Annotated in this window: 24 protein-coding genes, 1 tRNA gene and 1 riboswitch; of the genes, 6 read left to right on the forward strand and 19 right to left on the reverse strand. The window is 69.2% G+C overall.

Annotated features, from left to right (window positions below):
- Positions 1-201: 201 nt before the first annotated feature.
- From ACOMG5_RS02585 to fdnG, 7 genes are all read right to left on the reverse strand, one after another.
- Positions 202-297, reverse strand: a tRNA-Sec gene (locus tag ACOMG5_RS02585).
- Positions 298-2,181: a selenocysteine-specific translation elongation factor gene (gene selB / locus ACOMG5_RS02590; protein WP_420342218.1), complete on the reverse strand. Its 1,884-nt coding sequence runs from the start codon at positions 2,179-2,181 to the stop codon at positions 298-300.
- The gene (gene selA, locus ACOMG5_RS02595; protein WP_420342219.1) at positions 2,178-3,533 is read right to left on the reverse strand and encodes an L-seryl-tRNA(Sec) selenium transferase; all 1,356 of its coding nucleotides are present in this window, start codon (positions 3,531-3,533) and stop codon (positions 2,178-2,180) included. Before selA ends, selB begins: the two co-directional genes overlap by 4 nt.
- Positions 3,533-4,429, reverse strand: coding sequence for a formate dehydrogenase accessory protein FdhE (fdhE, locus tag ACOMG5_RS02600; RefSeq protein ID WP_420342220.1), 897 nt, complete (start codon positions 4,427-4,429; stop codon positions 3,533-3,535). Before fdhE ends, selA begins: the two co-directional genes overlap by 1 nt.
- 36 nt (positions 4,430-4,465) lie before the next feature.
- Entirely contained in the window at positions 4,466-5,152 is a 687-nt protein-coding gene (locus ACOMG5_RS02605) for a formate dehydrogenase subunit gamma (RefSeq protein ID WP_420342221.1), read from the reverse strand.
- The gene (gene fdxH, locus ACOMG5_RS02610) at positions 5,149-6,117 is read right to left on the reverse strand and encodes a formate dehydrogenase subunit beta (RefSeq protein ID WP_420342222.1); all 969 of its coding nucleotides are present in this window, start codon (positions 6,115-6,117) and stop codon (positions 5,149-5,151) included. The genes ACOMG5_RS02605 and fdxH overlap by 4 nt, the downstream gene beginning before the upstream one ends.
- Positions 6,114-9,191: a formate dehydrogenase-N subunit alpha gene (fdnG, locus tag ACOMG5_RS02615; RefSeq protein ID WP_420342311.1), complete on the reverse strand. Its 3,078-nt coding sequence runs from the start codon at positions 9,189-9,191 to the stop codon at positions 6,114-6,116. Before fdnG ends, fdxH begins: the two co-directional genes overlap by 4 nt.
- A 203-nt stretch (positions 9,192-9,394) precedes the next feature.
- Here fdnG and selD point away from each other — a divergent pair, with 203 nt between their 5' ends.
- The 6 genes from selD (at position 9,395) to ACOMG5_RS02645 (ending at position 16,320) form a co-directional block, all read left to right on the forward strand.
- Positions 9,395-10,447 carry a selenide, water dikinase SelD gene (gene selD, locus ACOMG5_RS02620; protein WP_420342223.1) on the forward strand — a complete coding sequence of 351 codons (1,053 nt, stop codon included), beginning with the start codon at positions 9,395-9,397 and terminating at the stop codon, positions 10,445-10,447.
- A 136-nt stretch (positions 10,448-10,583) separates the two neighbouring features.
- Positions 10,584-11,489: a transglutaminase-like domain-containing protein gene (locus ACOMG5_RS02625; RefSeq protein ID WP_420342224.1), complete on the forward strand. Its 906-nt coding sequence runs from the start codon at positions 10,584-10,586 to the stop codon at positions 11,487-11,489.
- Between the two features lie 151 nt (positions 11,490-11,640).
- A complete protein-coding gene (locus ACOMG5_RS02630; protein WP_420342225.1) occupies positions 11,641-13,020 on the forward strand; it encodes an aspartate aminotransferase family protein in 1,380 nt (459 codons plus the stop codon).
- A gap of 177 nt (positions 13,021-13,197) precedes the next feature.
- Positions 13,198-13,761, forward strand: coding sequence for an alkyl hydroperoxide reductase subunit C (ahpC, locus tag ACOMG5_RS02635; protein ID WP_420342226.1), 564 nt, complete (start codon positions 13,198-13,200; stop codon positions 13,759-13,761).
- 84 nt (positions 13,762-13,845) lie between these two features.
- Positions 13,846-15,414, forward strand: coding sequence for an alkyl hydroperoxide reductase subunit F (ahpF, locus tag ACOMG5_RS02640; protein ID WP_420342227.1), 1,569 nt, complete (start codon positions 13,846-13,848; stop codon positions 15,412-15,414).
- Positions 15,415-16,320 (forward strand): LysR substrate-binding domain-containing protein, encoded by a 906-nt coding sequence (locus ACOMG5_RS02645; protein ID WP_420342228.1) that lies wholly within the window; start codon positions 15,415-15,417, stop codon positions 16,318-16,320.
- Here the strand turns inward: ACOMG5_RS02645 and ACOMG5_RS02650 are convergent, their stop codons facing one another.
- Genes ACOMG5_RS02650 through thiD form a run of 12 tightly spaced genes read right to left on the reverse strand, consistent with a single transcriptional unit; the run spans position 16,321 to position 24,271 of the window.
- A complete protein-coding gene (locus ACOMG5_RS02650; RefSeq protein ID WP_420342229.1) occupies positions 16,321-16,725 on the reverse strand; it encodes a type II toxin-antitoxin system VapC family toxin in 405 nt (134 codons plus the stop codon).
- The gene (locus tag ACOMG5_RS02655) at positions 16,725-16,967 is read right to left on the reverse strand and encodes a type II toxin-antitoxin system Phd/YefM family antitoxin (RefSeq protein ID WP_420342230.1); all 243 of its coding nucleotides are present in this window, start codon (positions 16,965-16,967) and stop codon (positions 16,725-16,727) included. The genes ACOMG5_RS02650 and ACOMG5_RS02655 overlap by 1 nt, the downstream gene beginning before the upstream one ends.
- Positions 16,968-17,018: 51 nt before the next feature.
- Positions 17,019-17,756: an ABC transporter permease gene (locus ACOMG5_RS02660; protein ID WP_420342231.1), complete on the reverse strand. Its 738-nt coding sequence runs from the start codon at positions 17,754-17,756 to the stop codon at positions 17,019-17,021.
- Positions 17,753-18,469 (reverse strand): ABC transporter ATP-binding protein, encoded by a 717-nt coding sequence (locus ACOMG5_RS02665; RefSeq protein ID WP_420342232.1) that lies wholly within the window; start codon positions 18,467-18,469, stop codon positions 17,753-17,755. Before ACOMG5_RS02665 ends, ACOMG5_RS02660 begins: the two co-directional genes overlap by 4 nt.
- Positions 18,466-19,125, reverse strand: coding sequence for a TenA family protein (locus ACOMG5_RS02670; protein ID WP_420342233.1), 660 nt, complete (start codon positions 19,123-19,125; stop codon positions 18,466-18,468). Before ACOMG5_RS02670 ends, ACOMG5_RS02665 begins: the two co-directional genes overlap by 4 nt.
- Entirely contained in the window at positions 19,122-20,051 is a 930-nt protein-coding gene (locus ACOMG5_RS02675) for an ABC transporter substrate-binding protein (RefSeq protein WP_420342234.1), read from the reverse strand. Before ACOMG5_RS02675 ends, ACOMG5_RS02670 begins: the two co-directional genes overlap by 4 nt.
- Positions 20,048-21,004 (reverse strand): ThiF family adenylyltransferase, encoded by a 957-nt coding sequence (locus tag ACOMG5_RS02680; protein WP_420342235.1) that lies wholly within the window; start codon positions 21,002-21,004, stop codon positions 20,048-20,050. The genes ACOMG5_RS02675 and ACOMG5_RS02680 overlap by 4 nt, the downstream gene beginning before the upstream one ends.
- Complete coding sequence (locus ACOMG5_RS02685; protein WP_420342312.1) at positions 21,001-21,591, reverse strand: thiamine phosphate synthase; 591 nt, start codon at positions 21,589-21,591, stop codon at positions 21,001-21,003. Before ACOMG5_RS02685 ends, ACOMG5_RS02680 begins: the two co-directional genes overlap by 4 nt.
- Positions 21,588-22,355, reverse strand: coding sequence for a thiazole synthase (locus tag ACOMG5_RS02690; protein WP_420342236.1), 768 nt, complete (start codon positions 22,353-22,355; stop codon positions 21,588-21,590). The genes ACOMG5_RS02685 and ACOMG5_RS02690 overlap by 4 nt, the downstream gene beginning before the upstream one ends.
- 1 nt (position 22,356) lies before the next feature.
- Positions 22,357-22,551: a sulfur carrier protein ThiS gene (thiS, locus tag ACOMG5_RS02695; protein ID WP_420342237.1), complete on the reverse strand. Its 195-nt coding sequence runs from the start codon at positions 22,549-22,551 to the stop codon at positions 22,357-22,359.
- Positions 22,548-23,486 carry an FAD-dependent oxidoreductase gene (locus ACOMG5_RS02700; protein ID WP_420342238.1) on the reverse strand — a complete coding sequence of 313 codons (939 nt, stop codon included), beginning with the start codon at positions 23,484-23,486 and terminating at the stop codon, positions 22,548-22,550. Before ACOMG5_RS02700 ends, thiS begins: the two co-directional genes overlap by 4 nt.
- Entirely contained in the window at positions 23,483-24,271 is a 789-nt protein-coding gene (gene thiD / locus ACOMG5_RS02705; RefSeq protein WP_420342239.1) for a bifunctional hydroxymethylpyrimidine kinase/phosphomethylpyrimidine kinase, read from the reverse strand. The genes ACOMG5_RS02700 and thiD overlap by 4 nt, the downstream gene beginning before the upstream one ends.
- A 62-nt stretch (positions 24,272-24,333) precedes the next feature.
- Positions 24,334-24,436: riboswitch (TPP riboswitch) on the reverse strand.
- Positions 24,437-24,475 lie beyond the last annotated feature (39 nt).

Below are 24,475 nucleotides of genomic sequence, written 5' to 3' on the forward strand. Positions count from 1 at the left end.
CAGCGGGCAACGCCATCCGGAATTGAAACAGCCCTGCCGGATCATACGGGACGGCCTGCGGACCCCCGGCCAATTCCGGTATCAGGCCCAACGAAATGCAGGCCCAAGCCCAGTGAAAGACAACAGGCATCAGATGGGAGCTGCAATGGCGTATCGATGACTCTTTGCGGGAAAATAATATGACATTAGAAGGGTATGTCGTGGCGGAGGGGAGTGGGAGTCGAACCCACCCGGGACAGGCTCGCTGCCCCAACCGGTTTTGAAGACCGGCCGCCCCACCGGGGACGCTTCCCTTCCTCAGTCGAACAGATCGACCCGATGCGGGTTTATGCGGCGCAGATCGCCGCGGCGCAAGGTCAGGCCGTGACGGTCGAAGAAATCCAGGATCTCGATCGCGACCTTGCGGCCGTTGTTCAGCCGGTCGCGGAAGGCGGGGGCGGCGAACCAGCCGTCCGGGGTGCCCGCGGCCACGTCGCGCAGGATCGCGACCATTTCGCGCGTCACCGTGCGGGCGAAGAAATGATCATGCGCGATCTGCTCGGCGCGGCCGAGCTTCTGTGCGAGCTTCATCACCCGGCGGATCTCGCGTTCGTCCAGGCCGAATTCCCCGGCCAGGTCGCGCACCCGCGGCGGGCGGAACCGGCCCTCGCCGAGAAGATGCGGCAACAGCCGCTGCCAGAGCGCCTCATCGGTCGGCGCCAGCGTCACCTCATGCGCGGGCAGCCGCACGAAAGCGCCGTCCAGCACCGCGCGCCCGGCATCGGCTTCCTGCCGCAGGAAAACGAGGAAAGGCTCCTTGGGCAGGCGCGGGTGCAGGGCGAGGCGCAGCCGCTCGCGCCCCATCCCGGGCAGATCGGGGTTTTCGGCATGGAAGCCCGCCAGAGCCGCGGCCATGCCGGTGCGCAGCCCGCTCAGGGCTTCGTCGCCCAGCACCAGCGGCCCGATCTGGCCGAGGCCCGCGGGGAGGGGGAGCGGGTCAAGACTGCGGTCGCGCAGGAAGGCAGCAAGATCCACCGGCCCGATAGCGGCCAGCGCCCGGAGCGCCATGGCGGGCTCGGCCGCGCGGGCGGCCGCGATCAGCGCGAGGCGTTCGGGCGTGCGGCGCTTGCGGGCGGGGGCGCGCAGGTCCCGGAACTGACCGCCGCCGATGGTGCGGCTGGCGGAGGTGTCGCGCAGGATGAAGCGGTCGCCCACCGCGGCCGCGATGGGGCGATCGAGCACCAGCTGCACCGGCCCTGTGGCTCCGGGCGCGATCGGCTCGCCCAGCGGCACGATGCGCGCGCCGACCTCCACCGCATGGCTGTGCAGCCGGGCTGGGAACCAGGCCCCGAGGGGCTTCGCCTCTGCCCCGAGCACGGTCAGATCTGCGTCGATCCGGTCCGTCGGCGCGTGCAGGGCGGGCGAAAGCACCACATCGCCGCGGTGGATCGCGGATTTCTCCACGCCATCGCCGGCGAGATTGAGCGCGCAGCGCTGCCCCGCCAGCCCCTCCGGCGCGGCCCGGTTCTGCGCATGCACCGAGCGCACGCGGGCCGCCAGGCCCGAGGGGCTGATGATCACACTGTCGCCCGGCTGCACCCGGCCGGTGAGCAGCGTGCCGGTGACGACGGTGCCTGCGCCCGCAAGGGTGAAGCTGCGGTCCACGGCGAGGCGCATCGGGCCCTGTGCCGCTCGCCCGCCGGTCTCGGCCTCCGCCGCGATCAGCGCCGTGCGCAGCGCCGCGATCCCTTTGCCCGTCAGCGCTGAAAGCGGCAGCACCGGCGCCTCCCGCAGCAGGGGCGGCAGCACGGCGCGGATACCCGCCGTCACCTTCGCGCGCCGTTCCGGCCCCGCGAGATCGGCCTTGGTCAGCGCCACGATGCCGCGCCGAATGCCCAGAAGCTCCAGAATGGCCAGATGTTCGCGCGTCTGCGGCATCACCCCGTCATCGGCGGCGACCACGATCAGCGCGAGGTCGATGCCGCCCGCGCCCGCCAGCATGGTGTGGATCAGCCGCTCGTGGCCCGGCACATCGACGAAGCCGGTGATGGCACCGCCACCCAGATCGGCATAGGCGAAGCCCAGATCTATGGTGATGCCGCGGGCCTTTTCCTCGGCCAGCCGGTCGGCATCCACTCCGGTGAGCGCCTTGACCAGCGCGGTCTTGCCGTGGTCGATATGCCCCGCCGTGCCGACGATCATGCCAGCGCCGAGAGCAGGTCTTCGTCGCGCGGCAGGCAGCGCAGATCGAGGATCAGCGCGCCCTCGCGGATATGGCCGATAACGGGCCGCTCGCGCCCGCGCAGATCGGCGGCCAGCGCTTCGGGCGCGCCGCCGCTGATGCGCAGCCCCGCCGAAGGGATCGTATCCACCGGCAGCGCGCCGGAGCCGATCTGGCTCGCACAGGCACAGGGTGCCACGCTGTGGCCGGGCAGCAGCGCCGCCACCTGCGGCGCGAGCCGCGCGGCCTGAGCGGCGATCTCGGCCTCGGGGCGCGCGAGCAGCCGCAGCGTCGGCAGCCGCTCCGCGAGCCGGTCCGGATCGCGATAGAGCCGCAGCGTCGCCTCCAGCGCCGCGATGCGGATCTTGTCGAGCCGGATCGCGCGCTTCAGCGGGTTCTTGTCGATCGCGGCGATCAGGTCGCGCCGCCCGACGATGAACCCCGCCTGCGGCCCGCCGAGGAGCTTGTCTCCGGAGAAGGTCACGAGATCCGCGCCCTCAGCCACCGCCTCCGCCACCGTGGGCTCGCGCCGCAGCCCATAGCGCGAGAGATCGACCAGCGAGCCCGCGCCGAGGTCGTTCAGGAGCGGCACCCCGGCTGCGCGCGCGATCTGCGCGAGCCGCGGGGCGGGCACCTCGGCGGTGAAGCCCTCGATCCGGTAATTCGATGTATGCACCTTCAGGATCAGCCCGGTATCGGGGCCGATGGCCGCTTCGTAGTCGCGCGGATGGGTGCGGTTCGTGGTGCCCACTTCGTGCAGGCGCACGCCGGCGCGGGCCATGATATCGGGCATGCGGAAGGCGCCGCCGATCTCGATCAGCTCGCCGCGCGAGACGACGGCCGCGCGCCCCTGACCGAGCGTGTTGAGCGCGATCAGCACGGCGGCGGCGTTGTTGTTGACGATGGTCGCATCCTCGGCGCCGGTCAGCTCGCGCAGCAGCCCCTTCAGATGGTCATCGCGGTGCCCGCGCCCGCCCGTCTCCAGATCGAATTCCAGCGCGATCGGCGCGGCCATCGCCGCCGTGGCCGCCGCAATCGCCTCCTCGGCCAGAATCGCGCGCCCGAGGTTGGTGTGCAGCACCGTGCCGGTGAGATTGAGCATTGGCCGCAGCTGCGTGCGCGCCGCCGCCGCCATATCCGCCGCGACCAGCTCGGGCAGATGCAGCGCCAGCTCCGCCCCGGCTTCGCCCGCCCGGATCGCGCCCCGCGCGAGATTGAGCCGCCGCCGGATCGCCGTCACCACCGCAGTGCGGCCATGCGCGGCCACAAGCGCCTGCCCGGTATCGGAGAGGAGCAGCTGATCGACGGAGGGCAGCGCGCGCAGGGCCTGCATCAATAGCCCACCAGATACGGATCGAACCCGCCGCGCCGAAGGCCCGTCTCGCGCATCAGGAGATCGAGCCCGAGGCTGCCGACGTCATCGGCCACCGGGTCCAGTGTGGGGTTCTGCACCGCGTAAAAGATCTTCACCCAGGACTGGCATTCGGCGCAGCATTCGGCCTTCACCGTGGCCTCCGTGGTTTCGGCGGAGCGGTAGCTGAGGCCCTTGGTCGAGCCGCAGCACAGGCATTTCACCCGCACCTCGTTCCATTGCGTGGCGCAGCTGGCGCAGGTGGCGTAGCGGACGTTCTCGATTTCCCTAAGCGCCACGACGGAGGAGCTCACCGGCCGCCCGCCGCAGCAGGGGCAGACCCCGACCGCCACCGGCTCAAACAGTCCCGGATCCAGCGCCGCCGCGAGCCGCGCCAGATGCACCTGCACCGCCGCCGCCGCGAACAGATGCGGTGCGGCGCTATCTTCGGGAATGCTGTCGGCCAGCACATTGGCCAGGAGCCAGCTCTGGTCCTCCGGCCCGGCCGCGATCACCGCCTCCAGCGCCATCCGCGCAGGCGCGGGCATATCGAGCGCCAGTGCCCGGGCGCACAGCGCCTGCAGCGTGGCCCGCAGCCCGGCATCTTCCGCAAGCGCGGCCCGGTCGATCGGCGGCATGCCCGCCGCGCCGCGGCCCGCAGGCGCGGGCGGGGCGGGCAGCGCGGCCACCAGATCCGCCTGCACCCGGCTCAGCGCCGCCAGAAACTCCAGATAGGGCCCGAGGTTGCTGCCCGGCGCCAGAAAGGCGAAGCGCGCGGCGCGCGCGGCGAACAGGCGGGCGGGATCGGGCAGCCGCACGAAGGGCGCCTTGGCGATGCCGCCAATCACCGAGGGATCGGGGTTCAGGGTCGTCGACATGATCCTCTCCGGGCCGGACCGGCCACCGCGTGGCGGCTATTCTGCCGGGCCGGCATCGCGCCGTCCAGCCAGTTCGCGCAGCCATTTGCGATGGTGCCGCCAGGCCCAGCCGCCGGTCACCGTGCCGCGCGTCATCGCCCGGATCGTGCCCCGGGTCCAGATCGCGGCATAAACATGCAGGATGAACACCAGAATGATCAGCACCGCCGCCAGCGCATGGGCCAGAACCGCCAGCCGCCGCACCGGGATGCTGACCAGATGCGGGAAATACTCCTGCCAGATCATCACGCCGGAGACGATCAGCACCAGAATGAGCCCGGTCATCGCCCAGAACACCGTCTTCTGCCCGGCGTTGTATTTGCCAAGCTCGGGCAGCTTCTCCTCATGGCCCAGGATCACGTCCTTGGTCTGCATCGCCCATTGCACGTCTTCGCGCCGGGGCAGGTTCAGCCGCCACATCTGCAAGAACAGCAGAAAGAAGCTGAGAAACAGCACCACCCCCACGATCGGATGCAGCCAGCGCGTGGTCTGCCCGCCGCCGAACAGCCCGGTGAGAAAGAACAGCGCCGGATGGAACAGCGCCAGCCCCGAGAGCAGCAGCACGATGAGCGCGCCCGCGGTGACCCAGTGGTTCAGCCGGGTGAGGCCGCGGTAGCGGTGCACGGTGACGGGATGGACGCTCTCGATGGTGTCGCCGGGGGCGGAATAGACACGTTTGCTCATGCCTTGTCCTCCTTATCGACCAGCGCCTCCGCCTCGGCCTCGTCATGGGCGGTGACCTCGTTGCCGCGCGCGATGAGCCCGTGCAGCGCCGCGCCCGCCGCCGCCAGCCCCATCGCCACCAGGCCCACCGTTTTGGCCGGGCCCTTCCAGCCCTCCACCACCGGCGAAATCTGCGGCGCCTCCGGCAGCCCGGCATAGAGGCCCGGCTTGTCAGCGTGATGGAGCACATACATCACATGCGTGCCGCCCACGCCCGGCGGATCATAAAGCCCGGCGTTCTCGTAGCCGCGCGATTGCAGATCCGCGATCCGCTCGGCGGCATGCTGCTTCATCTCCTCCTTCGGGCCGAAGGTGATGCATTGCGTCGGGCAGGCCTTGGCGCAGGCCGGGCCCTGGCCCACCGCCACCCGGTCCGAACACAGGGTGCATTTGTAGCTCTTGTGGTCCTTCTGGCTCACCCGCGGAATGTTGAACGGGCAGCCGGTGACGCAGTAGCCGCAGCCGATGCAATTGTCGTGGATGAAATCCACGATACCGTTCGAATATTGCACGATGGCGCCCGGCGCCGGGCAGGCCTTCAGGCAGCCCGGATCCTCGCAATGCATGCAGCCGTCCTTGCGGATCAGCCATTCGAAATCCCCGGTTTCAGGGTTCTCGTATTCGGTGAAGCGCATCAGCGTGAACATGTCGGGGGTGAGGTCGTGGGGGTTCTCATAGACCCCCACATTCTCCTCGATCTCCGGCTCTGTGTCGTTCCACTCGATACAGGCCGACTGGCAGGCCTTGCAGCCGATGCATTTCGACACGTCGATCAGCTTCGCGACCTCGGTCAGCTGGCGCTCGGGGCGGGGCAGGTTCGGCGTGGCCGAGGCCCGCACCACATCCGAGGGCAGCAGGTTCGATTCCATCGGCTGCACCGGCGGGTTGGCCGCCGCCGTCGTCGGTTGGGGGGCGCGGTCGGTCATGACACGGGTCCTTTCCCTGCCGGTTCGATGTTGACGAGGAAGGCCTTGAACTCGGGCGTGTCGATGTTAGCGTCGCCCACGAAGGGGGTCAGGCTGTTTGGCCCGAAGCCTTTGCGCGCGGCCCCCATGAAGCCCCAGTGGATCGGGATGCCCACGACATGCACGGTCTTGCCGTCGCAGATCAGCGGCCGGATCCGTTTCGTCACCACCGCCTTCGCCCAGACATCACCGCGCTTGGACCACACACGCACGCGCCCGCCCTTGGCGATGCCCTTCTCCGCGGCGAGCTCCTCGCTGATTTCCACGAAGAATTCCGGCTGCAGCACGGCATTCACCCGGTTGTGCTTGGTCCAGTAGTGGAAATGCTCGGTGAGCCGATAGGACGTCGCCACCAGCGGGAATTCGTCGCTGGTGCCCATCTGCGCGAGATCCCCCGCAAAGACCCGCGCCGCCGGGTTGCCCCGAAGTTCGCGGTTCAGCGGGTTCGCCACCGGGCTTTCGAAGGGCTCCATATGGGTCGGGAACGGCCCGTCCTTCAGCCCCTTGCGCGAGAACAGCCGGCCCACGCCCTCGTTCGTCATGATGAAGGGCATGACGGTTTCGGGCTTCGCGGTGGGCGAAATGTCGGGCACGTCGAAGCCCGTCCATTTCTCGCCGTTCCATTCCAGCAGCTTGCGGCTCGGGTCCCAGGGCTTGCCCTCCATGTCGGCCGAGGCGCGGTTGTACAGGATCCGCCGGTTCGCGGGCCAGGCGAAGGTCCAGTTCAGGAAGGTGCCCACATCGCCCGGGTCGCTGTTGTCGCGCCGGGCCATCATGTTGCCCTTTTCCGTCCAGCTGCCGGCATAAATCCAGCAGCCCGACATGGTGGAGCCATCGTCGCGCATCATCCCGAAGGAGGGCAGCTGCTCGCCCGCTTTCGCCAGGAGCTTCGTCGGGTCCGCCGGATCGTACAGATCCGCCAGCGCCCGGCCGTTCATCTCCTTCGCCAGTTCCTCGGGCGAGGGCTCATGCGGGTCGGCATAGTCCCAGGTCAGGTCCCGGATCGGCTCCGGGAAGGCGCCGCCCTCGGCGGCATAGAGCTCGCGCATCTTCAGGAAGATCCGCGCCATGATCCAGGTGTCGGGCTTGGCCTGGCCGGGCGGCGTCGCCCCCGCCCAGTGCCATTGCAGCCAGCGGCCGGAGTTCACCGTGGCGCCTTCGTCCTCGGCAAAGCAGGTCGTCGGCAGCTCCAGCACCTCGGTCTGGATCGTGGCGCTGTCCACGTCGTTGTAGATGCCGTGGTTCTGCCAGAAATGCGCCGTTTCCGTCTGCAGCGGGTCCATCACCACCAGCAGCTTCAGCTTCGACAGCGCCTCGGTCAGCTTCGCCCGGTTGGGGAAGGACAGCAGCGGGTTGAAGCCCTGACACATATAGATGTTGACCTCGCCCTTCGACATCATCTCGAAGTAGCGCAGGATGTCGTAATAGGGCACATCGAGCTTGGGCAGGTAGTCATAGGCCCAGCCGTTCTCGGCGGTGGCGGCATCGCCCCACATCGCCTTCATGAAGCTGACCATGAACTTCCGGTAATTCTGCCAGTAGCTGGTCTGCCCGGGGCGCAGCGGTGCATTGCCCTTCGTTGCCATGAAGGTCTCGAAATCGGTCTCGGCATCCTTCGGAATATTCAGATATCCCGGAATGGTATGCGACAGCAGGCCGATATCCGTGAGGCCCTGGATGTTCGAATGCCCGCGCAGCGCATTCACCCCGCCGCCCGGCATCCCGATATTGCCCAGGATCAGCTGCAGCATCGCCATGCCGCGGATGTTCTGTGCACCTTTCGAATGCTGCGTCCAGCCGAGCGCATACATCGAGGTCATCACCTTGTCCGGCGCCGAGCATTCCGCGATCATCTCGCAGATCTTCTCGTACCGGTCCTTCGGCGTGCCGCAGACGGTTTCCACGAATTCCGGGGTATAGACCTCCACATGCGCCTTCAGCAGGTTCCAGACGCAGCGCGGGTCGCTCAGCGTCGGGTCCACCCTGGCAAAGCCATCCTCGCCGATCTGGTATTCCCAGTCGGCCATGTCATAGGCGCGCTTGTCGGCGTCATAGCCGTTGAACAGCCCGTCCTGCCAGCCGAAGCCCTCCTTCACCAGGAAGGCGGCATTGGTGTAGTTCTTCACATATTCCCACTGCACCTTGTCGTTCTTGATGCAATGGCGGATCACCCCCATCAGGAAGGCGATGTCGGATCCGGGGCGGATCGGGGCATAGTAATCAGAAACCGAAGCCGTGCGCGTGAACCGCGGATCGACCACGATCAGCTTCGCGCCGCGATGCGCCTTGGCTTCGGTCACCCATTTGAAGCCGCAGGGATGTGCCTCCGCCGCATTGCCACCCATGACGATGACAAGGTCGGTGTTCTTGATGTCGGTCCAGGCGTTCGTCATTGCGCCGCGGCCAAAAGTTGGAGCCAAACTGGCTACCGTGGGGCCGTGTCAGACGCGTGCCTGGTTGTCGAATGCCAATATCCCCATCGCGCGGATGGTCTTGTAGGTGAGCCAGCCGGTTTCATTGGTGGCGCCGGAGGCGGCCAGGAACCCGGCCGTGAGCCAGCGGTTCACCGTCTGGCCCTTGGCGTTCTGCGCGATGAAATTGCTGTCGCGGTCGTCCTTGAGGCTGCGCGCGACCTTGTCGATGGCGGCGTCCCAGGTGATGTCCTGCCATTCGCTGCTGCCCGCGGCGCGGTAGCGCGGCTTGGTGGCGCGGGTTTCGGATTTCACGAAATCCTTCAGCGCCGCGCCCTTCGGGCACAGCGTGCCGCGGTTGGTCGGGTGGTCGGCATCGCCCTCGATATGGATCAGCTCGGCCGGCTCCCCGGCCTTCAGATCGCCCTTGGAATACATGATGATCCCGCAGGCCACGGAGCAATAGGTGCAGATATTGCGGGTCTCGGTGGCTGTGGCGAGCTTGAAAGCGCGGACATGGGCTGCCTCGGCCGCTTCGGCCTGGCCAAATCCCATCGCGCCCAGCGACGTCGCCGCCACCCCCGCCCCGGCCAGCTTCAGAAAGCTGCGGCGCGAAAGGTCGATGTTCACGAGACCCTCCCTTACCTGTCTGTACTCATAGATCGGTACCCCATCGTCCTGCTTTCGGGCGGGCAAGTCAAGACAAGCGTCCGCGAGGGGGCGGTTTCGCGGAAGGACCTCCCCCGTCGGCCGCGCGGCACCCCGCCTTGCCGGCGCAGGCCGGGGGTGGCAATACTGGCGCAGACATGCCGTGAAGGAGGCCCGCCATGCCCGATCCCGCCACCCAGGAACCCCGGCTGACCTCGCTGGCGCATGGCGGCGGCTGCGGCTGCAAGATCGCGCCCGGCGTGCTCGAAGGCATCCTGCGCGGAGCCACGGCCCTGCCGGTGCCGCCCGAATTGCTGGTGGGGATCGAGACTTCGGACGATGCCGCCGTCTATCAGCTCGCGCCAAACCTCGCCGTGGTCGCGACCACGGATTTCTTCATGCCGGTGGTCGATGACCCGCATGATTTCGGCCGCATCGCCGCCACCAATGCGCTGAGCGACATATATGCCATGGGCGCTACGCCCATTTTCGCGCTGGCGCTGGTGGGGATGCCGGTGAACGTGCTGTCTCAGGGCACGATCCGGGCCATCCTCGATGGCGGCGCGGAGGCCTGCCGCGGGGCGGGCATCCCGATCGCGGGCGGCCATACGATCGATTCCGTCGAGCCGATCTACGGGCTGGTGGCCATTGGCGTGGTGGATCCGGCGCATCTGCGGCGCAACGCGGATGCGCGGCCGGGCGATGTGCTGGTGCTGGGCAAGGCGCTCGGGGTCGGGGTCTATTCCGCCGCCCTGAAGAAAGGCGCGCTGGATGCCGCGGGCTATGCGCAGATGATCGCCTCCACCACGCGGCTGAATACGCCGGGGCCGGACCTCGCGCGAATGCCCGGCGTGCATGCGATCACCGATGTGACGGGGTTCGGCCTCGCGGGCCATGCACTGGAAATGGCGCGCGGCGCGGGCCTGCGGGTGGAGATCGACTGGGCTGCGGTGCCGCTCCTGCCCGGGGTGCCTGCGCTGGCGGAGGCCGGCTTCGTGACCGGCGCCTCGGGGCGCAACTGGGCGAGCTATGGTGCGCAGGTGGCGGCGCCTGCGCTTTCGGATCTGGACCGCGCACTCCTCAGCGATCCGCAAACGAGTGGCGGGCTTCTCGTGGCCTGTGCGCCCGAAGCGGCGGAGGCGGTGCTTGGCTGTTTCCACGCGGCCGGGTTCGATGCGGCGGCGATCATCGGCCGGGTAGCGGCAGGCGCGCCGGGCCTGAGCGTCGGCTGACCGGCATTTCTGTTGAGCGCAGCGCGCCTTCGCTGCCGATCGTGCCTTCGCGCCGGCCCCGAGCGACTGGAAGCGCTATCAGATCAGCACCGCAGTCACCCTGCCCGCGGGCCAGCCCGCGCAGCTCTGGCTGCCGGTGCCCTCGGTGGCCTCGGAATGGCAGCGCAGCATCGATACCAGCTGGAGCGGCAATGCCACGCAGGCCGAGCTGATCGTCGATCCGGCGAGCGGCGCGCGCTTCGTGCATGCGCGCTTCGATGGCTCTGCCGCGCCGCAGATCACGCTGGTGAGCGGCTTCGAGACCCGCAACCGCACGATCGACTGGGCGCAGCCTGCGCCAGCTACCGAAGACCCCGCGGTGCTGACCGCGGCGCTCGCGCCGAGCGCGAACAAGCCGCTGCAGGGGGTCGTCACGCAAACCGCGCAGAAGATCACCGCGGGCGCCGGGAGCGATGTGGAGAAGGTGCGCGCGATCTATGCCTGGATCGTGGCGAACTGCTACCGCAACCTCGATACCCCCGGCTGTGGCCTGGGCGATACGGTGGCCACGCTCACTTCCGCCGGGCTGGGCGGCAAATGCGCCGATCTCAACGGCCTGTTCGTGGCGCTCTCGCGCGCATCCGGGGTGCCTGCGCGCGATCTTTACGGGGTGCGGGTAGCGCCCTCGGCCTTCGGCTACAAGCAGCTGGGCGCGGGCAGCGCCGATATATCGAAGGCGCAGCACTGCCGGGCGGAAGTATTCCTCTTGGATTATGGCTGGGTGGCGATGGACCCGGCCGATGTGCTCAAGGTGATGCGCGCGGAAAGCGAGACCTGGATCCGGGATCCGGCCGATCCGCTGGTGGCGGAGGTGAACCGGGCGCTGCTGGGCAATTGGGAGGGGAACTGGGTGGCCTATAACAGCGCCGAGGACGTGGCCCTGCCGGGCGCCGGGCGGCGGCTGCCGTTCCTGATGTATCCGCAAGGGGTGCTGGGCGGCGCCCGGCTGAACGAACTCGACCCGAAGGCCTTCGGCTATACGATCACGGCTCAGGCGCTCTGAGCCCGCCAGGGGCGCCCGCGGGCGCCCCTTCGCGCGGTGCAAGGCGGCTATTTGTAAGGGTGACGCCTTTTTCCTTGCAGTGAGGTGATTTCCGCAGGATCCCGGTGCAGGACGGGCGCAGACCCGCGAGACTCGCACACAGAGGATGGACATGACCCTTTCGAATTCGCTGGCCGCACTGGACGCGGCGCACCACCTGCATCCTTTCACCGATGCCCGTGCGCTGGAGGCGAAGGGGCCGCTGATCATCGAGCGGGGCGAGGGCGTCCATGTCTATGACAACACCGGCAAGAAATACATCGAGGCGATGTCGGGGCTGTGGTCGGTCGCGCTCGGCTTCAGCGAGACGCGCCTGGCCGAGGTGGCCTATGAGCAGCTGAAGAAGCTGCCCTATTACCACACCTTCAGCATGAAGGGGCATGAACCCTCGATCCGGCTTTCGGAAAAGCTCGCGGAATGGGCGCCCGAGGGGCTGAGCCATGTGCTCTATACCTCGTCGGGCTCCGAGGCGAACGATACCATCGTCAAGCTGGTATGGTACTACAACAATGCGCTCGGCCGCCGCGAGAAGAAGAAGTTCCTCGCCCGCAAGAACGCCTATCACGGCATCACCATGGCCTCGGGCAGCCTCACCGGGATCCCGGTCGATCACAAGGATTTCGACCTGCCGATCCTGCCGGTGATCCACCTCACCTGCCCGCATCATTACCGCGAAGGCGCCGAGGGCGAGACCGAGGCCCAGTTCACCGCGCGGTTGCTCGCGGAGCTGGAGGAGACCATCGCGCGCGAGGGCGCCGATACGATCGCGGCCTTCATCGGCGAGCCGGTGATGGGCGCGGGCGGGGTGATCGTGCCGCCCGCGGGCTACTGGCCGGGCGTCGAGGCGATCTGCCGCAAGAACGACATCCTGCTGATCGCGGATGAGGTCATCAACGGCTTTGGCCGCCTCGGCACGCCCTTCGGCGCCGAAAAGATGGGCTTCACCCCCGATATCATGACCACCTCGAAGCAGATTACCTCCAGCTATATCCCGCTGGCGGCGGTGGTGTTCTCGGATGCGATCTATCAGGCCGTGGCCGACAACAGCCACCGCATCGGCACCTTCGCACATGGCTTCACCGCGGCCGGGCATCCGGTGGCGACGGCGGTGGCGCTGGAGAACCTGAAGATCATCGAGGAGAAGGACCTGGTGGGCAATGCGGCCCGGCTGGAGGCCCAGTTCCAGGGCGGGATCCGCGCGCTGGCGCAAAGCCCGCTGGTGGGCGAGGCGCGCGGCGTCGGCCTGATGGCGGCGGTGGAGATGGTGGCCGACAAGGCGACGAAGCGGCCGTTTTCCAAGCCCGGCCAGGTCGGCCAGATCGCCAATGCCTTCGCCCATGAGGAAGGCCTGATCCTGCGCGCGATCGGCGATACGCTCGCGCTCTGCCCGCCGCTGATCGTGACCGAGGCCGATGTGGCCGAGATCCTGCGCCTGATGGGCGTGGTGCTGGAGCGCACGGCGGCGGCGGTCGCGGAGCAGGACATCGCCTGAGACGGCCAATGGCGCGCCCGGTCCCGGCCGGGCGCGCTTTTTTGCTAGAGCGATAGATAAAAACTATCAAAAAGGCACGATCAATCTATTTCTCTTTCGCGTCCGCGGCATTTATGTTCTGCATTGCAGAAGGCCGGAGCCTCCCCTCCCGCCAGCAGACAATCGAGGACGTCGCACATGGCGCTGATCAACACCAAGATCAAACCGTTCAAGGCCAAGGCCTACAAGGAAGGCAAGTTCATCGACGTGTCGGATGCCGATATCGCCGGCAAATGGGCGGTGTTCTTCTTCTATCCGGCCGATTTCACCTTCGTCTGCCCGACGGAGCTGGGCGATCTGGCCGATCACTATGCCGAGCTGCAGAAGCTGGGCGTGGAAGTGTTCTCGGTCTCGACCGACACCCATTTCACCCACAAGGCCTGGCATGACAGCTCCGACACCATCGGCAAGATCACCTATGCGATGATCGGCGACCCGGTCGGCATCATCACCCGCAACTTCGACGCGATGCGCGAAGAAGAGGGCCTCGCGGACCGCGCGACCTTCGTCGTCGATCCGGATGGCGTGATCCAGGCCACCGAAACCACCGCCGAAGGCATCGGCCGCGATGCTTCCGAGCTGGTGCGCAAGATCAAGGCCGCGATCTATGTGCGCAACCATCCGGGCGAAGTCTGCCCGGCGAAATGGCAGGAAGGCGAACAGACGCTCGCCCCCTCGCTCGAACTCGTCGGCAAGATCTGACGCTCCGGCCCCCCGCGCGCGGGGGGCCGCCTCCGCCGGCCCGGCCCTCCCCGCCGGGCCCCTTCCCCATGACCGGAGAGACCCATGCTCGACCAGAACCTGAAGACGCAGCTCAAGGCCTATCTTGAGCGGATCACCCGCCCTGTCGTTCTCGTGGCTTCGCCCAACGACACGCCGAAATCGGCCGAGATGATGGCGCTTCTGGCCGAGATCGCGGCGCTGTCCGACAAGATCACGGTGGAGACCCGCGCCGATGCGCGCAGCCCCTCCTTCGCGCTGACCTCGCCCGGGCAGGATATTTCGCTGCGCTTCGCCGGGCTGCCGATGGGGCATGAATTCACCTCGCTGGTGCTGGCGCTGCTGCAGACGGGCGGCTATCCGCCCAAGGTGGAGCAGGCGGTGCTGGATCAGGTGAAGGCGCTGCAGGGCGATTTCACCTTCGAAACCTATTTCTCGCAAAGCTGCCAGAACTGCCCCGATGTGGTGCAGGCGCTGAACCTGATGGCGGTGCTGAACCCCGGCGTGAAGGTGGTGGCGATCGACGGCTCGGACTTCCGCGCCGAAGTCGAGGCTCGGCAGGTGCTGAGCGTGCCGACCGTCTATCTGAACGGTCAGGTCTTCGGCCAGGGCCGGATGACGCTGGAAGAGATCCTCTCGAAGGTGGACAGCGGCGCGGCCGCGCGCGAGGCCGCGAACCTGGCCGCGAAGGAAGCCTTCGACGTGCTGGTGGTGGGCGGGGGCCCGGCCGGTGCGGCGGCGGCCATCTATGCGGCGCGCAAGGGCATCCGTACCGGCATCGCGGCGGAGCGCTTCGGCGGCCAGGTGCTGGATACGATGTCGATCGAGAATCTGATTTCGGTGCCCCATACCGAGGGCCCGCGCCTCGCGCAGGCGCTCGAAACCCATGTGCGGGAGTATGACGTCGATATCATGAACCTGCAGAAGGCCGCCGGCCTCAGCCGCAACGGCGATCTGATCGAGGTGGCGCTCGCTTCGGGCGCGACGCTCTCGGCCCGGGCGGTGATCCTCTCCACCGGTGCGCGCTGGCGCCAGATGGGCGTGCCGGGCGAGGAGCAGTACCGCAACAAGGGCGTGACCTATTGCCCGCATTGCGATGGCCCCCTGTTCAAGGGCAAGCGCGTCGCGGTGATCGGCGGCGGCAACTCGGGCGTGGAGGCGGCGATCGACCTCGCGGGTGTGGTCGCGCATGTGACCCTGATCGAATTCGACGCCCGCCTGCGCGCCGACGAGGTGCTGCAGCGCAAGCTGCGCAGCCTGCCCAATGTGAACATCATCGTCTCGGCACAGACGACCGAAGTGAAGGGCGATGGCACGAAGGTCAGCGCGCTGGTCTACAAGGACCGCGTGGGCGGCCAGGTGCATGAGCTGCCGCTGGAGGGTATCTTCGTCCAGATCGGGCTGCTGCCCAACACCGACTGGCTGAAAGGCGCGGTCGATCTCACCCCCCGCGGCGAGATCGCGATCGACAGCCACGGCGCCACCTCGATGCCGGGCGTGTTCGCGGCGGGCGATTGCACCACCACCCCCTACAAGCAGATCGTGATCGCCATGGGCGCCGGCGCCACCGCCTCGCTCGCGGCCTTCGATCACCTGATCCGTGTTACGGCCCCCGCGGCGGAACAGGCCGCCTGAGTGACGCTGCGCGAATTGCAGTACCTGGTGGAGGTCGCGCGGCTCGGAAATTTCCGCCGCGCGGCCGAGGTCTGCAACGTGAGCCAGCCGACCCTTTCGGCGCAGCTGCGCAAGCTGGAGGACGAGCTCGGCGTGGTGCTGGTGGAGCGCGGCGCGCGCCGGGTGATCCTGACCGCGGCCGGGGAGGAGATCCTCGTTCATGCTCAGCGGATGCTGGCCGAGGCCAACGATATCCGCACGCTGGCCGCGCGCCACCGCAGTCCCGATACCGGGCGGCTGCGGCTTGGGGCGTTTCACACGCTCGGGCCCTATCTGCTGCCGCGGCTGGTGCCGCGGATCGGCGCGGCCTTTCCAGGGCTGGAGCTGGAACTGGTGGAGGAAAAGAGCGCCCAGCTCTTGGAGAAGCTGCGTGTGGGGCGGCTCGACGTGGCGCTGCTCGCGCTGCCGGTGGCGGAGGGCTACCAGGTGGAGCCGCTGTTTACCGAAGAGTTCTTTCTCGCCGTGCCCGCTGGCCATCCGCTGGCCGCGCGCAATTCGGTGCAGCTTTCGGAGCTGGGCGGGCAGCGGCTGATGCTGCTTGAGGATGGGCACTGCCTGCGCGATCAGGCGCTGAACCTGTGCCAGCGGTGGGGGGCGGAGGAGACGGCGGGGTTCCGCGCCTCCAGCCTGGAGACGCTGCGGCAGATGGTTTCGGCGGGGATGGGGATCACGCTTCTGCCCGCGCTCGCAACTCGCGGGCCGCTGGCGCAGGCGGGTGCGCTGCGGTTCCTGCCGGTGGTGGACGACCCTGCGCCGAGCCGGACCATCGGTCTCGTCTGGCGGCGCAGCTCCGCGCTGGCGCCCTTGCTGCGCGATCTGGCGGCGCTGATCCGCGCCACGGCGGCAGAGATTACCGCCGCCGCCTGATCAGGCGAAGGGATCCTCGATCCGGCAGCCGGTCGGGCGAAAATCCGCGACATTGCCGGTCACGACGGTGCCATCGCGGGCAAGTGCCGTCGCCGCGATCAGCAGGTCCGCGCCGGCATGGCCGAGCCGCGCCGAAAGCCGGCCCCAGATCCGCGCCTCCTCCGCGCCGAACGGCAGCAGCCGGTCGGAGAACAGCGTCACCGTCCGGTCCATCCAGTCGCGCAGGTCGCGCGCGAAGGGCGGGTTGATCTCCTCCTGCCGGGCAATGCCGCGCTCGATCTCGCCGAGCGTAATCACCGACAGGAACAGGTCCGCATCCTGCTGGCGCGCGAGCCAGGCAGAGACGGCGGGGCTGCGCTCCGGCCGGCGCAGCGCCGAGAGCACGTTGGTATCGAGGATCAGCATCAGAAATCGACGTCGCGCGGGCGGATTTCGGGATGGGCTTCGGGGGCTGCGGGCAGGCTGAGAAGATGCGCCGCGAAGGATCCGCGCCGTTCGGCCGCAGCGGAGCGCATCCGCTCATAATCGGCCGCCGACATCACCACCACCGCGGGCTTGCCCCGGCGCGTGACTTCCTGCGGCTGCCCGGCGAGGGCGGCCTCCACCACGGCGGAAAAGCGGTTCTTGGCGTCCTGAAGGGTCCACATCGGCGGTTCCTGTGTATCTGGCTAGATAGATAGCTAGATTGATGCCGCGTTTCAAGAGCGGCGCGCCAGCGCGCGGGCTGCCGCCAGGTCCGCGAGCCGGTGCAGCGCCAGCGCGAGCCCCGCGACCACCAGCACCGCGGCGAACATCAGGTCGGTCTTGGCGCGGGCATTGGCCATCAGCATCAGATAGCCCAACCCGCGCGAGGCCCCCACCCATTCGCCGATCACCGCACCGATGGGGGCATAGACGGCCGCGATCTTCATCCCGGCAAGCAGGCCGGGCAGGGCAGCGGGCATGCGGATGCGCCACAGCACTGCCCGCGGGCGGGCGCCCATCACCCGGGCCTGGGCGAGCCATCCGGGGGGCGTGTGCAGGAGCGCGTCCAGATAGGCGGAGGTGACCGGGAAATAGATGATGAGGAGCGCCATCGCCACCTTCGAGGCGGTGCCATAGCCGAACCAGAGCGTGAACAGCGGCGCGAGCGCAAACACCGGGATCGCCTGGCTCGCGACCAGCACAGGCTGCAGCATCCGCCGCAGCCTGCCCGACAGCGCGAGCCCAAGCGCCGAGCCCCAGCCCAGAGCCGCCCCAAGCACCAGCCCGGCCAGAACTTCGCCCAGCGTCACCAGAGCATGGCCCGCGATCATCGCGCGCTCGCGCCACAGAACGCCCAGCACCCGGATCGGCCCGGGCAGGATGAACGGCGGCGGCGCCAGCAGCCAGACCAGCCCCTGCCACAGGCCCAGAAGCGCCATCAGGGGCAAAGCGAGGCGCGCGAGCGCCCTCATGCGGCGAGCAGGCGGCGGGTGAGCGCGCCGGTCATCGAGAGGGTCTCTGCGGCATCGGGCGCGCGGGGAGCGAGGCCGGGCGGGGCGATCCGCACCGGGCCCTCGCCGCCCAGCAGGAGGATCTCGTCGCCGAGGCGCGCGGCTTCGGCCGGGTCATGCGTGACCTGCAGCACGGTGCGCCCGCGCAAAAGCCGCGCCGCCAGATCCTGCATCCGCACCCGGTTCGCGAGGTCGAGCGCGGAGAATGGCTCGTCCAGCAAGACCACGGGGCGGTCCTCGAACAGGGTGCGGGCCAGGGCCACGCGCTGGCGCTGGCCGCCGGAGAGGGTTTCGGGCCGCTGCCGGGCGCAGCCTGCAAGGCCTACTTCGGCCAGCAGGGCCTCGGCCCGCGCCGGATCCGGGGCACCGCCGCGCAGGCGCGCGCCGAGGGCCACATTCTGCGCCGCGGTGAGCCATGGCAGCAGCAGGTCCTTCTGCGCCATCAGCGCGATGCGGCCCTGCAGGGGCAGGCCGTCGTCTGCGCTGCAGGTGCCCTGCAGGGTGATCCCGGCCGCGATGCCCGCGAAGCAATGCAGGATCGAGGATTTGCCGATCCCCGAGGGCCCGAGCAGGCAGGTCCAGCGCCCGCCCGGCACCTCCAGCCGCAGCGGGCCGAGAAGGCGCCGCCCTCCGGCCTCCAGCAGGCCCTCGAAGATCAGCCCCGGCGCGCTCATGGCGCGAGGCCCATATCCCAGAACGCGGCCTCCAGCCGGGTCGCGGTGGCAAAGCGGGTGCAGAGCGCGGGCCAGCGCGGGCCGCTTCCGGGCGGGCCGATCCGCCGCGCCGCCGCCTGATCCAGCCGCGCGCCAACATCGGCACACAGCGCCTGATAGCCGGCGCCGCCATAGGTCTCGATCCAGTCCGCATAGGGCCCGCCCGCGCCGCGCAGCCGCAGCCCGATCTCGCCATAGCCCAGCACACAGGGCGCCAGAACCACCAGCAGATCGAGGAAATCGCCCGAATGGCCCGCATCCATCACATAGCGGGTATAGGCGAGCGTGGCCGGATGCTCCTGCGCGGCGCCCAGATCCGCCAGCGCGATCCCCGCCGCTTCGCAGATCCGCACATGGAGCGAGAGCTCATCCTTCAGCAGGGCCTGTACTGTCGCTGCGCAGGCGCGCATTTCCTCCAGCGTATCGGCCTTGGTCACCGCCAGCGCCCAGGCGCGGGAGAAATGGATCAGGAACAGGTAGTCCTGCACCAGATAGCGCAGGAAATTCGCGCGCGGCAGGCTGCCATCGGCGAGGCCCTGCACGAAGGCATGGCCCACATAGGCCTGCCAGTCGGGGGCGGCCGCGCGCAGCAGGGGGAAGGTGGTGCCGTACATCATTCCGCTCCCGGGTCATAGGCCAGATCGGCCACCGGGCGCACCTGCGCGATCAGGCCCGCGCCCTGCAGGAACCGCTCGAAGCGCGCATAGCGGCCATGGTCCAGCGCGGCGGGGCGGCGGGCGAGCCGGGGCAGGGTGTCGCGCCAGGCGCGGGCATTCAGCGTATCGTTCAACTCCGGCGCACTGGCCGCGAAAAGCGCCCAGCTCTCTTCGGGATGGTTCAGGATATAGTCCGAGGCGCGCTCGGTCGCGGCGAGGAACCGGGTGATCTTGTCCCGCTCCGCCTGCGGACCGGCAACATAGATCAGCTCGTCATAAGGCGGCACGCCCGCTTCCTCCGGATAGAAGCAGCGGCCCGGACGCCCCTCCAGTTCCATCTGCGTCAGCTCGAAATTGCGAAACGCGCCGATCACCGCATCGACCTGGCCCGACAGCAGCGCAGGCGAGAGCGACCAGTTCACATTGACCAGCTCCACATCCTTCAGCGTGAGGCCCGCGCTGTGCAGCATCGCGGCCAGCATCGCCTCCTCCACCCCGGCGATCGAATAGCCGATCTTGCGGCCCTTCAGATCGGCCAGCGCCTGCACCGGCCCGTCCTGGCGCACCAGAAGGCAGTTCAGCGGCGTTTCCACCAGCGTGCCCACCCGTTTCAGCGGCAGGCCCTCGGCCACCTGCAGATGCAGCTGCGGCTGGTACGAAACCGCGATATCGGCCTTGCCGGCGGCGGCGAGCTTCGGCGGATCGGCCGGATCGGCGGGCGGAACGATCTCCACCTCCAGCCCCTCATCGGTGAAATAGCCCTTCTGCTGGGCGATGATGATCGGCGCGTGATCCGGGTTCACGAACCAGTCGAGCACCACGGTCATTTTCTCGGCAGCGAAGGCCGGGCTCGCCAGAAGGCAGAGCGCGAGGGTCAGGTGTTTCATGCGGGGTCTCCGAGGGCGACAAGGGTGATTTCGCCGCGCCAGAGCGGGGCGAGGCGTTCGGCGGCGGACCAGGAGCGCTGGCCCGAGCGGCAGCACAGCACGGCGCGCTGGCCGGGGGCGGGCAGGGTGCGGGCCACATCGGCCACGCTGCGGCGCAGGGCGTCGGGGCGCAGGAGGGGCGCCTCGGCTTCGGCGCGCAGATCGACGATGAAATCGTCCGCGCGGATCTCGGAGGCGGCGATGAAGCGCGGGGCGAAGGCGGGCTCGGGCGCGCCGAGGAAGCCGAAGCCGCCGAAACGCTGCGCCGCGCCGTCGTAGCGCAGCAGGCGCCCGAGCGGCGAGGGCAACCCGGCAAGAACGGCCAGCGCCATCTGCGCCTGAAGCGCGCCGATCACGCCCACCACCGGGCCCAGCACGCCATCCTCCGCGCAGCTGCCAAAGCGCGGCGGCAGATCGGGGAACACCGCGCGCAGCGACGGCGCGCCGCCGCAAAAGCCGCCCGCATAGCCTTCGGTGCCGGTCACGGCGGCATGGATCAGCGGCTGCCCGCGGCTCTGGCACAGGTCCGACAGGGTATAGGCCACGGCGAAACTGTCGGCGCAGTCGAGCACGAGGTCCATGCCCTCGGCCAGCGCCGGGGCGGAGGCCGGATCGAGCGCGGCGCAGACCGGGGTGATCCGGCAGGCCGGATCGAGCCCGCGCAGGCTTTGCGCCGCGGCTTCGGCCTTCGGGGCGCCGATGTCTGTGGCGCGAAACAGGGTCTGCCGGTGCAGGTTCGCTTCCTCCACCCGGTCCGGGTCCACCAGGCGGATCTCTCCAAGACCGGCACCCACCAGATATTGCAGCACCGGCGCCCCGAGCCCGCCCGCGCCCACCACCAGCACCCGCGCGCGCGGAAGCCGCGCCTGGCCCGCAGCGCCGATCACCGCTTCCTGCCGGGCATAGCGGCTCATCGCGTGGCCTCCAGCCAGGCCCGGATGCGGGCTTCGGGATCCGGGTTCAGGGTGATGTCGGTGACCGCCGAAACGATATCCGCCGAGGCCGCGAAGGCCTGCGCCGCGCGCGGCACGCTGAGCCCGCCGATGGCGACGAGGGGGATCGGACCGATGCGGGATTTCCACTCCCGCACCCGGTCGAGGCCCTGTTCGTGCCATTTCATCTGCTTCAGGATCGTCGGCCAGACCGGCCCGAGGGCCACGTAATCGGGCGCGAGCGCGAGCGCCCGGTCCAGCTCGGCGTGGTCGTGGGTGGAAAGGCCGAGCCTGATCCCCGCCCGCCGGATCGCCGCCACATCGGCGGTATCGAGGTCCTCCTGCCCAAGGTGAACCCAATCGCAGCCGAGATCCATCGCCAGCTGCCAGTGGTCATTCACCACCAGCGTGGCGCCCGCGGTCCGGCACAGGTCGCGCGCACGGGTGATCTGGCTGCGCAGGTCGTCACGGTCCTTCAGGCGCAGCTGCACCAGCCGCACGCCAAGCGGCAGCACGCGCGGCAGCCAGGAGGCATCGTCGAAAATCGGGTAGAAACGGTCCAGCATCAGAGCACCGCCAGACCGATCAGGGGGGTGGAGGGCGCGGCCATATCGCGCCGGGGCATCGGATCGGCCCCGCGCGCGAGCACACCCGCCCGCAGCGCCAGCGCGAAGGCCTCGGCCATGGCTGCGGGATCGCCGGCCTTTGCCACGGCCGTGTTCAGCAGCACGGCATCGAAGCCCATCTCCATCGCCTGTGCGGCATGGCTGGGCAGGCCCAGCCCCGCGTCGATCACCATCGGTACCTGTGGGAACTGGGCGCGCAGCGTGCGCAGGCCGTAGCGGTTGTTGAGGCCGCGCCCGGTGCCGATCGGCGCGCCCCAGGGCATCAGCACCTCGCAGCCCGCCTCCAGCAGGCGCCCGGCCAGAATGCCGTCCTCGGTGGTGTAGGGGAACACGCGGAACCCATCGGCGCAGAGGATGCGCGCGGCCTCCAGCAGGCCGAACGGGTCGGGCTGCAGCGTGTCGGGGTTGCCGATCACCTCAAGCTTGATCCAGTCCGTGCCGAAAAGCTCGCGCGCCATATGGGCGGTGGTCACCGCCTCGCGCACCGAATGGCATCCGGCCGTATTCGGCAGAAGCCGCACGCCGAGGCCGCGCACCAGCTCCCAGAAGGCCTGGCCCTCGCCCGCCGCGCCTTCGCGGCGCAGCGAGACCGTCGCCACCCCGGCGCCGGAGCGGCGGAAGGCCTCGGCCAGATCGCTGGGCGCGGGGTATTGCGCCGTGCCCAGCATCAGTGCCGAGGCGATTTCGGTTCCGTAGAAAACGGGCATCTCAGCCTCCCTGACGCGGCGCGAGGATTTCCAGCTGATCGTCGGCTTCGAGCGCGCGATCACGGGCCGCGGCCGGTACGAAATCGCCGTTCAGCGCCGTGGCGACGCGCGCGCCCGCATAGCCCAGCTCCACCAGCGCCTCGGCCAGGGTGGCGGCGCCCACCTCCTGCGCCGCACCGTTCACGATGATCTTCATGCTTGCTCCTCGATCAGATCGGCTGCCGCCACCGCCAGCGCGGGGGACATCAGGAACCCGTGCCGGAACAGGCCGTTCACATGGATGCGGCCCTCTTGCCGGAAGGCGCGGGGGATATTGTCGGCAAAGGCGGGGCGGGCATCGGCGCCGAATTCCAGCACCTCGGCCTCGGCGAAGGCGGGGTGCAGCGCATAGGCCGCATTCAGCAGCTCCACCACCGAGCGCAGCCGCACCGGCCCGCGCCCGCCCGCCTCCAGCTGCGTGGCGCCGAGCATGAACACACCATCGCCGCGCGGCACGATATAGAGCGGGAAGCGCGGATGCAGCAGCCGCACCGGGCGGTGCAGCACGATGTCGGGCGCGCGCAGCACGACCATTTCGCCGCGCACGCCGCGCAGATCTGGGAGCAGGTCGCGCGCCGCAAGGCCGCGGCAATCGATCACCGGGCCCTCCGGGGTGGCTGCGCGGTGAAAGGCCACGCCGCGCGCCTCCAGCCCGGCGCGGAGGACTGCGAGCGCCGCGCGCGGGGTGACGTGGGCCTCCTCGGCGAAGAACAGGGCGCGCTCGAAGCGCTCCGCGAGGAGAGGCTCCAGTGCGAGTCCATCGCCCTCCAGCGTGACATGCCCACGGGTGCGGCGGGCGAAACGGTCGAGCTCAGTGCGGTCGCGGGTGAGGGCGACGACCAGCGTGCCCATCCGGTGTACGGTCGCGCCCGCGGCCTGCCACCAGTCCGCGGCGCGCTGGCCCTGGCGGATGATTTCCGGCGCGGCGGTCTCGCCTTCGCAGAAGGGCGCCAGCATTCCGCCCGCCCACCAGGAGCAGCCATGCGGCCCCGGCGCCCCCGCCGGATCGACGACCTGCAGCAGGTGCCCGCGCCGGGCGAGCTCCGTCGCGGTGGTGAGGCCTGCGACCCCGCCGCCGAGGATGGTGATCATGACCAGACCTCATGGAAATGATGGACGGGGCCGTGGCCTGCGCCGATGGCAAGGGTGTCCGCGGCGCGGATCGCGCCCTGCAGCCAGCCATGCGCACGGGCCACGGCCTCGGGGAGCGCCATGCCCCGGGCCAGGCCCGAGGCGATGGCGGAGGACAGGCTGCAACCGGTGCCATGGGTGTTGCGGGTGGCGATGCGGGGGGCCTCGAAAGCGCGGCAGCCTTCGGCGGTGATCAGCAGGTCTCGGCAGACGGGGCCGTCCGCATGGCCGCCTTTCATCAGAACGGCCTCAGCCCCGAGGGCGCGGAGCGCCTGCCCGGTCTCCTCGGGCGCGGCCGAGCGGCCGAGCAGGCGTTCGGCTTCGGGCAGGTTCGGGGTGAGCAGCGTGGCGCGCGGCAGCAGCCGCGTGCGCAGCGCCGCCACCGCCTCGGGCGCGAGCAGCGCATCGCCGGATTTCGCCACCATCACCGGATCGAGCACCACCGGCCCCGCAAATCCGCGCAGCGCATCGGCCACCGTGGCAATGGTGGCCACATCGCCCAGCATGCCGATCTTCACCGCATCGGCGCCGATATCCGCCAGCACCGAGGTGATCTGCGCCGCGATCAGCCCGGGCGGCAGCATCTGCACCGCCTGCACGCCGCGCGTGTTCTGCGCGGTGATCGCCGTGATTGCGGTGGCCGCATAGACCCCGAGCGCCGAGGCGGTTTTCACGTCCGCCTGAATGCCGGCGCCACCGCCACTGTCGGATCCTGCGATGATGAGCAGCCTTGCCACCGCGGTCATGTCGTCCTCCACGAAGGGCTGCGGACGACAGGGCGGGGCATGCATGGATGCGCACCGGCGCAGACCATGCGGTTTCCGTTCCCTACGCCGGCATTGCCCGGATCAGGTTCGATGGGTTAGCGCGATGCCTCTCAGCCCCGTGACGGGGCACCCCAACGGATGTGACGCGACGTTAGCGAGGGCCCCGCGGCTCGGCAAGACGAT

Source organism: Paenirhodobacter sp., from assembly GCF_041916475.1.
Lineage (GTDB): Bacteria > Pseudomonadota > Alphaproteobacteria > Rhodobacterales > Rhodobacteraceae > Rhodobacter.

Excerpts from the sequence above, each read along its gene's own strand:
- selB (WP_420342218.1), bottom strand. The coding sequence starts at position 2,181 with ATGATCGTCGGCACGGCGGGGCATATCGACCACGGCAAGACCGCGCTG.
- selA (WP_420342219.1), bottom strand. The coding sequence starts at position 3,533 with ATGCAGGCCCTGCGCGCGCTGCCCTCCGTCGATCAGCTGCTCCTCTCC.
- fdhE (WP_420342220.1), bottom strand. The coding sequence starts at position 4,429 with ATGTCGACGACCCTGAACCCCGATCCCTCGGTGATTGGCGGCATCGCC.
- ACOMG5_RS02605 (WP_420342221.1), bottom strand. The coding sequence starts at position 5,152 with ATGAGCAAACGTGTCTATTCCGCCCCCGGCGACACCATCGAGAGCGTC.
- fdxH (WP_420342222.1), bottom strand. The coding sequence starts at position 6,117 with ATGACCGACCGCGCCCCCCAACCGACGACGGCGGCGGCCAACCCGCCG.
- selD (WP_420342223.1), top strand. The coding sequence starts at position 9,395 with ATGCCCGATCCCGCCACCCAGGAACCCCGGCTGACCTCGCTGGCGCAT.
- ACOMG5_RS02630 (WP_420342225.1), top strand. The coding sequence starts at position 11,641 with ATGACCCTTTCGAATTCGCTGGCCGCACTGGACGCGGCGCACCACCTG.
- ahpC (WP_420342226.1), top strand. The coding sequence starts at position 13,198 with ATGGCGCTGATCAACACCAAGATCAAACCGTTCAAGGCCAAGGCCTAC.
- ahpF (WP_420342227.1), top strand. The coding sequence starts at position 13,846 with ATGCTCGACCAGAACCTGAAGACGCAGCTCAAGGCCTATCTTGAGCGG.
- ACOMG5_RS02650 (WP_420342229.1), bottom strand. The coding sequence starts at position 16,725 with ATGCTGATCCTCGATACCAACGTGCTCTCGGCGCTGCGCCGGCCGGAG.
- ACOMG5_RS02655 (WP_420342230.1), bottom strand. The coding sequence starts at position 16,967 with ATGTGGACCCTTCAGGACGCCAAGAACCGCTTTTCCGCCGTGGTGGAG.
- ACOMG5_RS02660 (WP_420342231.1), bottom strand. The coding sequence starts at position 17,756 with ATGAGGGCGCTCGCGCGCCTCGCTTTGCCCCTGATGGCGCTTCTGGGC.
- ACOMG5_RS02665 (WP_420342232.1), bottom strand. The coding sequence starts at position 18,469 with ATGAGCGCGCCGGGGCTGATCTTCGAGGGCCTGCTGGAGGCCGGAGGG.
- ACOMG5_RS02670 (WP_420342233.1), bottom strand. The coding sequence starts at position 19,125 with ATGATGTACGGCACCACCTTCCCCCTGCTGCGCGCGGCCGCCCCCGAC.
- ACOMG5_RS02675 (WP_420342234.1), bottom strand. The coding sequence starts at position 20,051 with ATGAAACACCTGACCCTCGCGCTCTGCCTTCTGGCGAGCCCGGCCTTC.
- ACOMG5_RS02680 (WP_420342235.1), bottom strand. The coding sequence starts at position 21,004 with ATGAGCCGCTATGCCCGGCAGGAAGCGGTGATCGGCGCTGCGGGCCAG.
- ACOMG5_RS02690 (WP_420342236.1), bottom strand. The coding sequence starts at position 22,355 with ATGCCCGTTTTCTACGGAACCGAAATCGCCTCGGCACTGATGCTGGGC.
- thiS (WP_420342237.1), bottom strand. The coding sequence starts at position 22,551 with ATGAAGATCATCGTGAACGGTGCGGCGCAGGAGGTGGGCGCCGCCACC.
- ACOMG5_RS02700 (WP_420342238.1), bottom strand. The coding sequence starts at position 23,486 with ATGATCACCATCCTCGGCGGCGGGGTCGCAGGCCTCACCACCGCGACG.
- thiD (WP_420342239.1), bottom strand. The coding sequence starts at position 24,271 with ATGACCGCGGTGGCAAGGCTGCTCATCATCGCAGGATCCGACAGTGGC.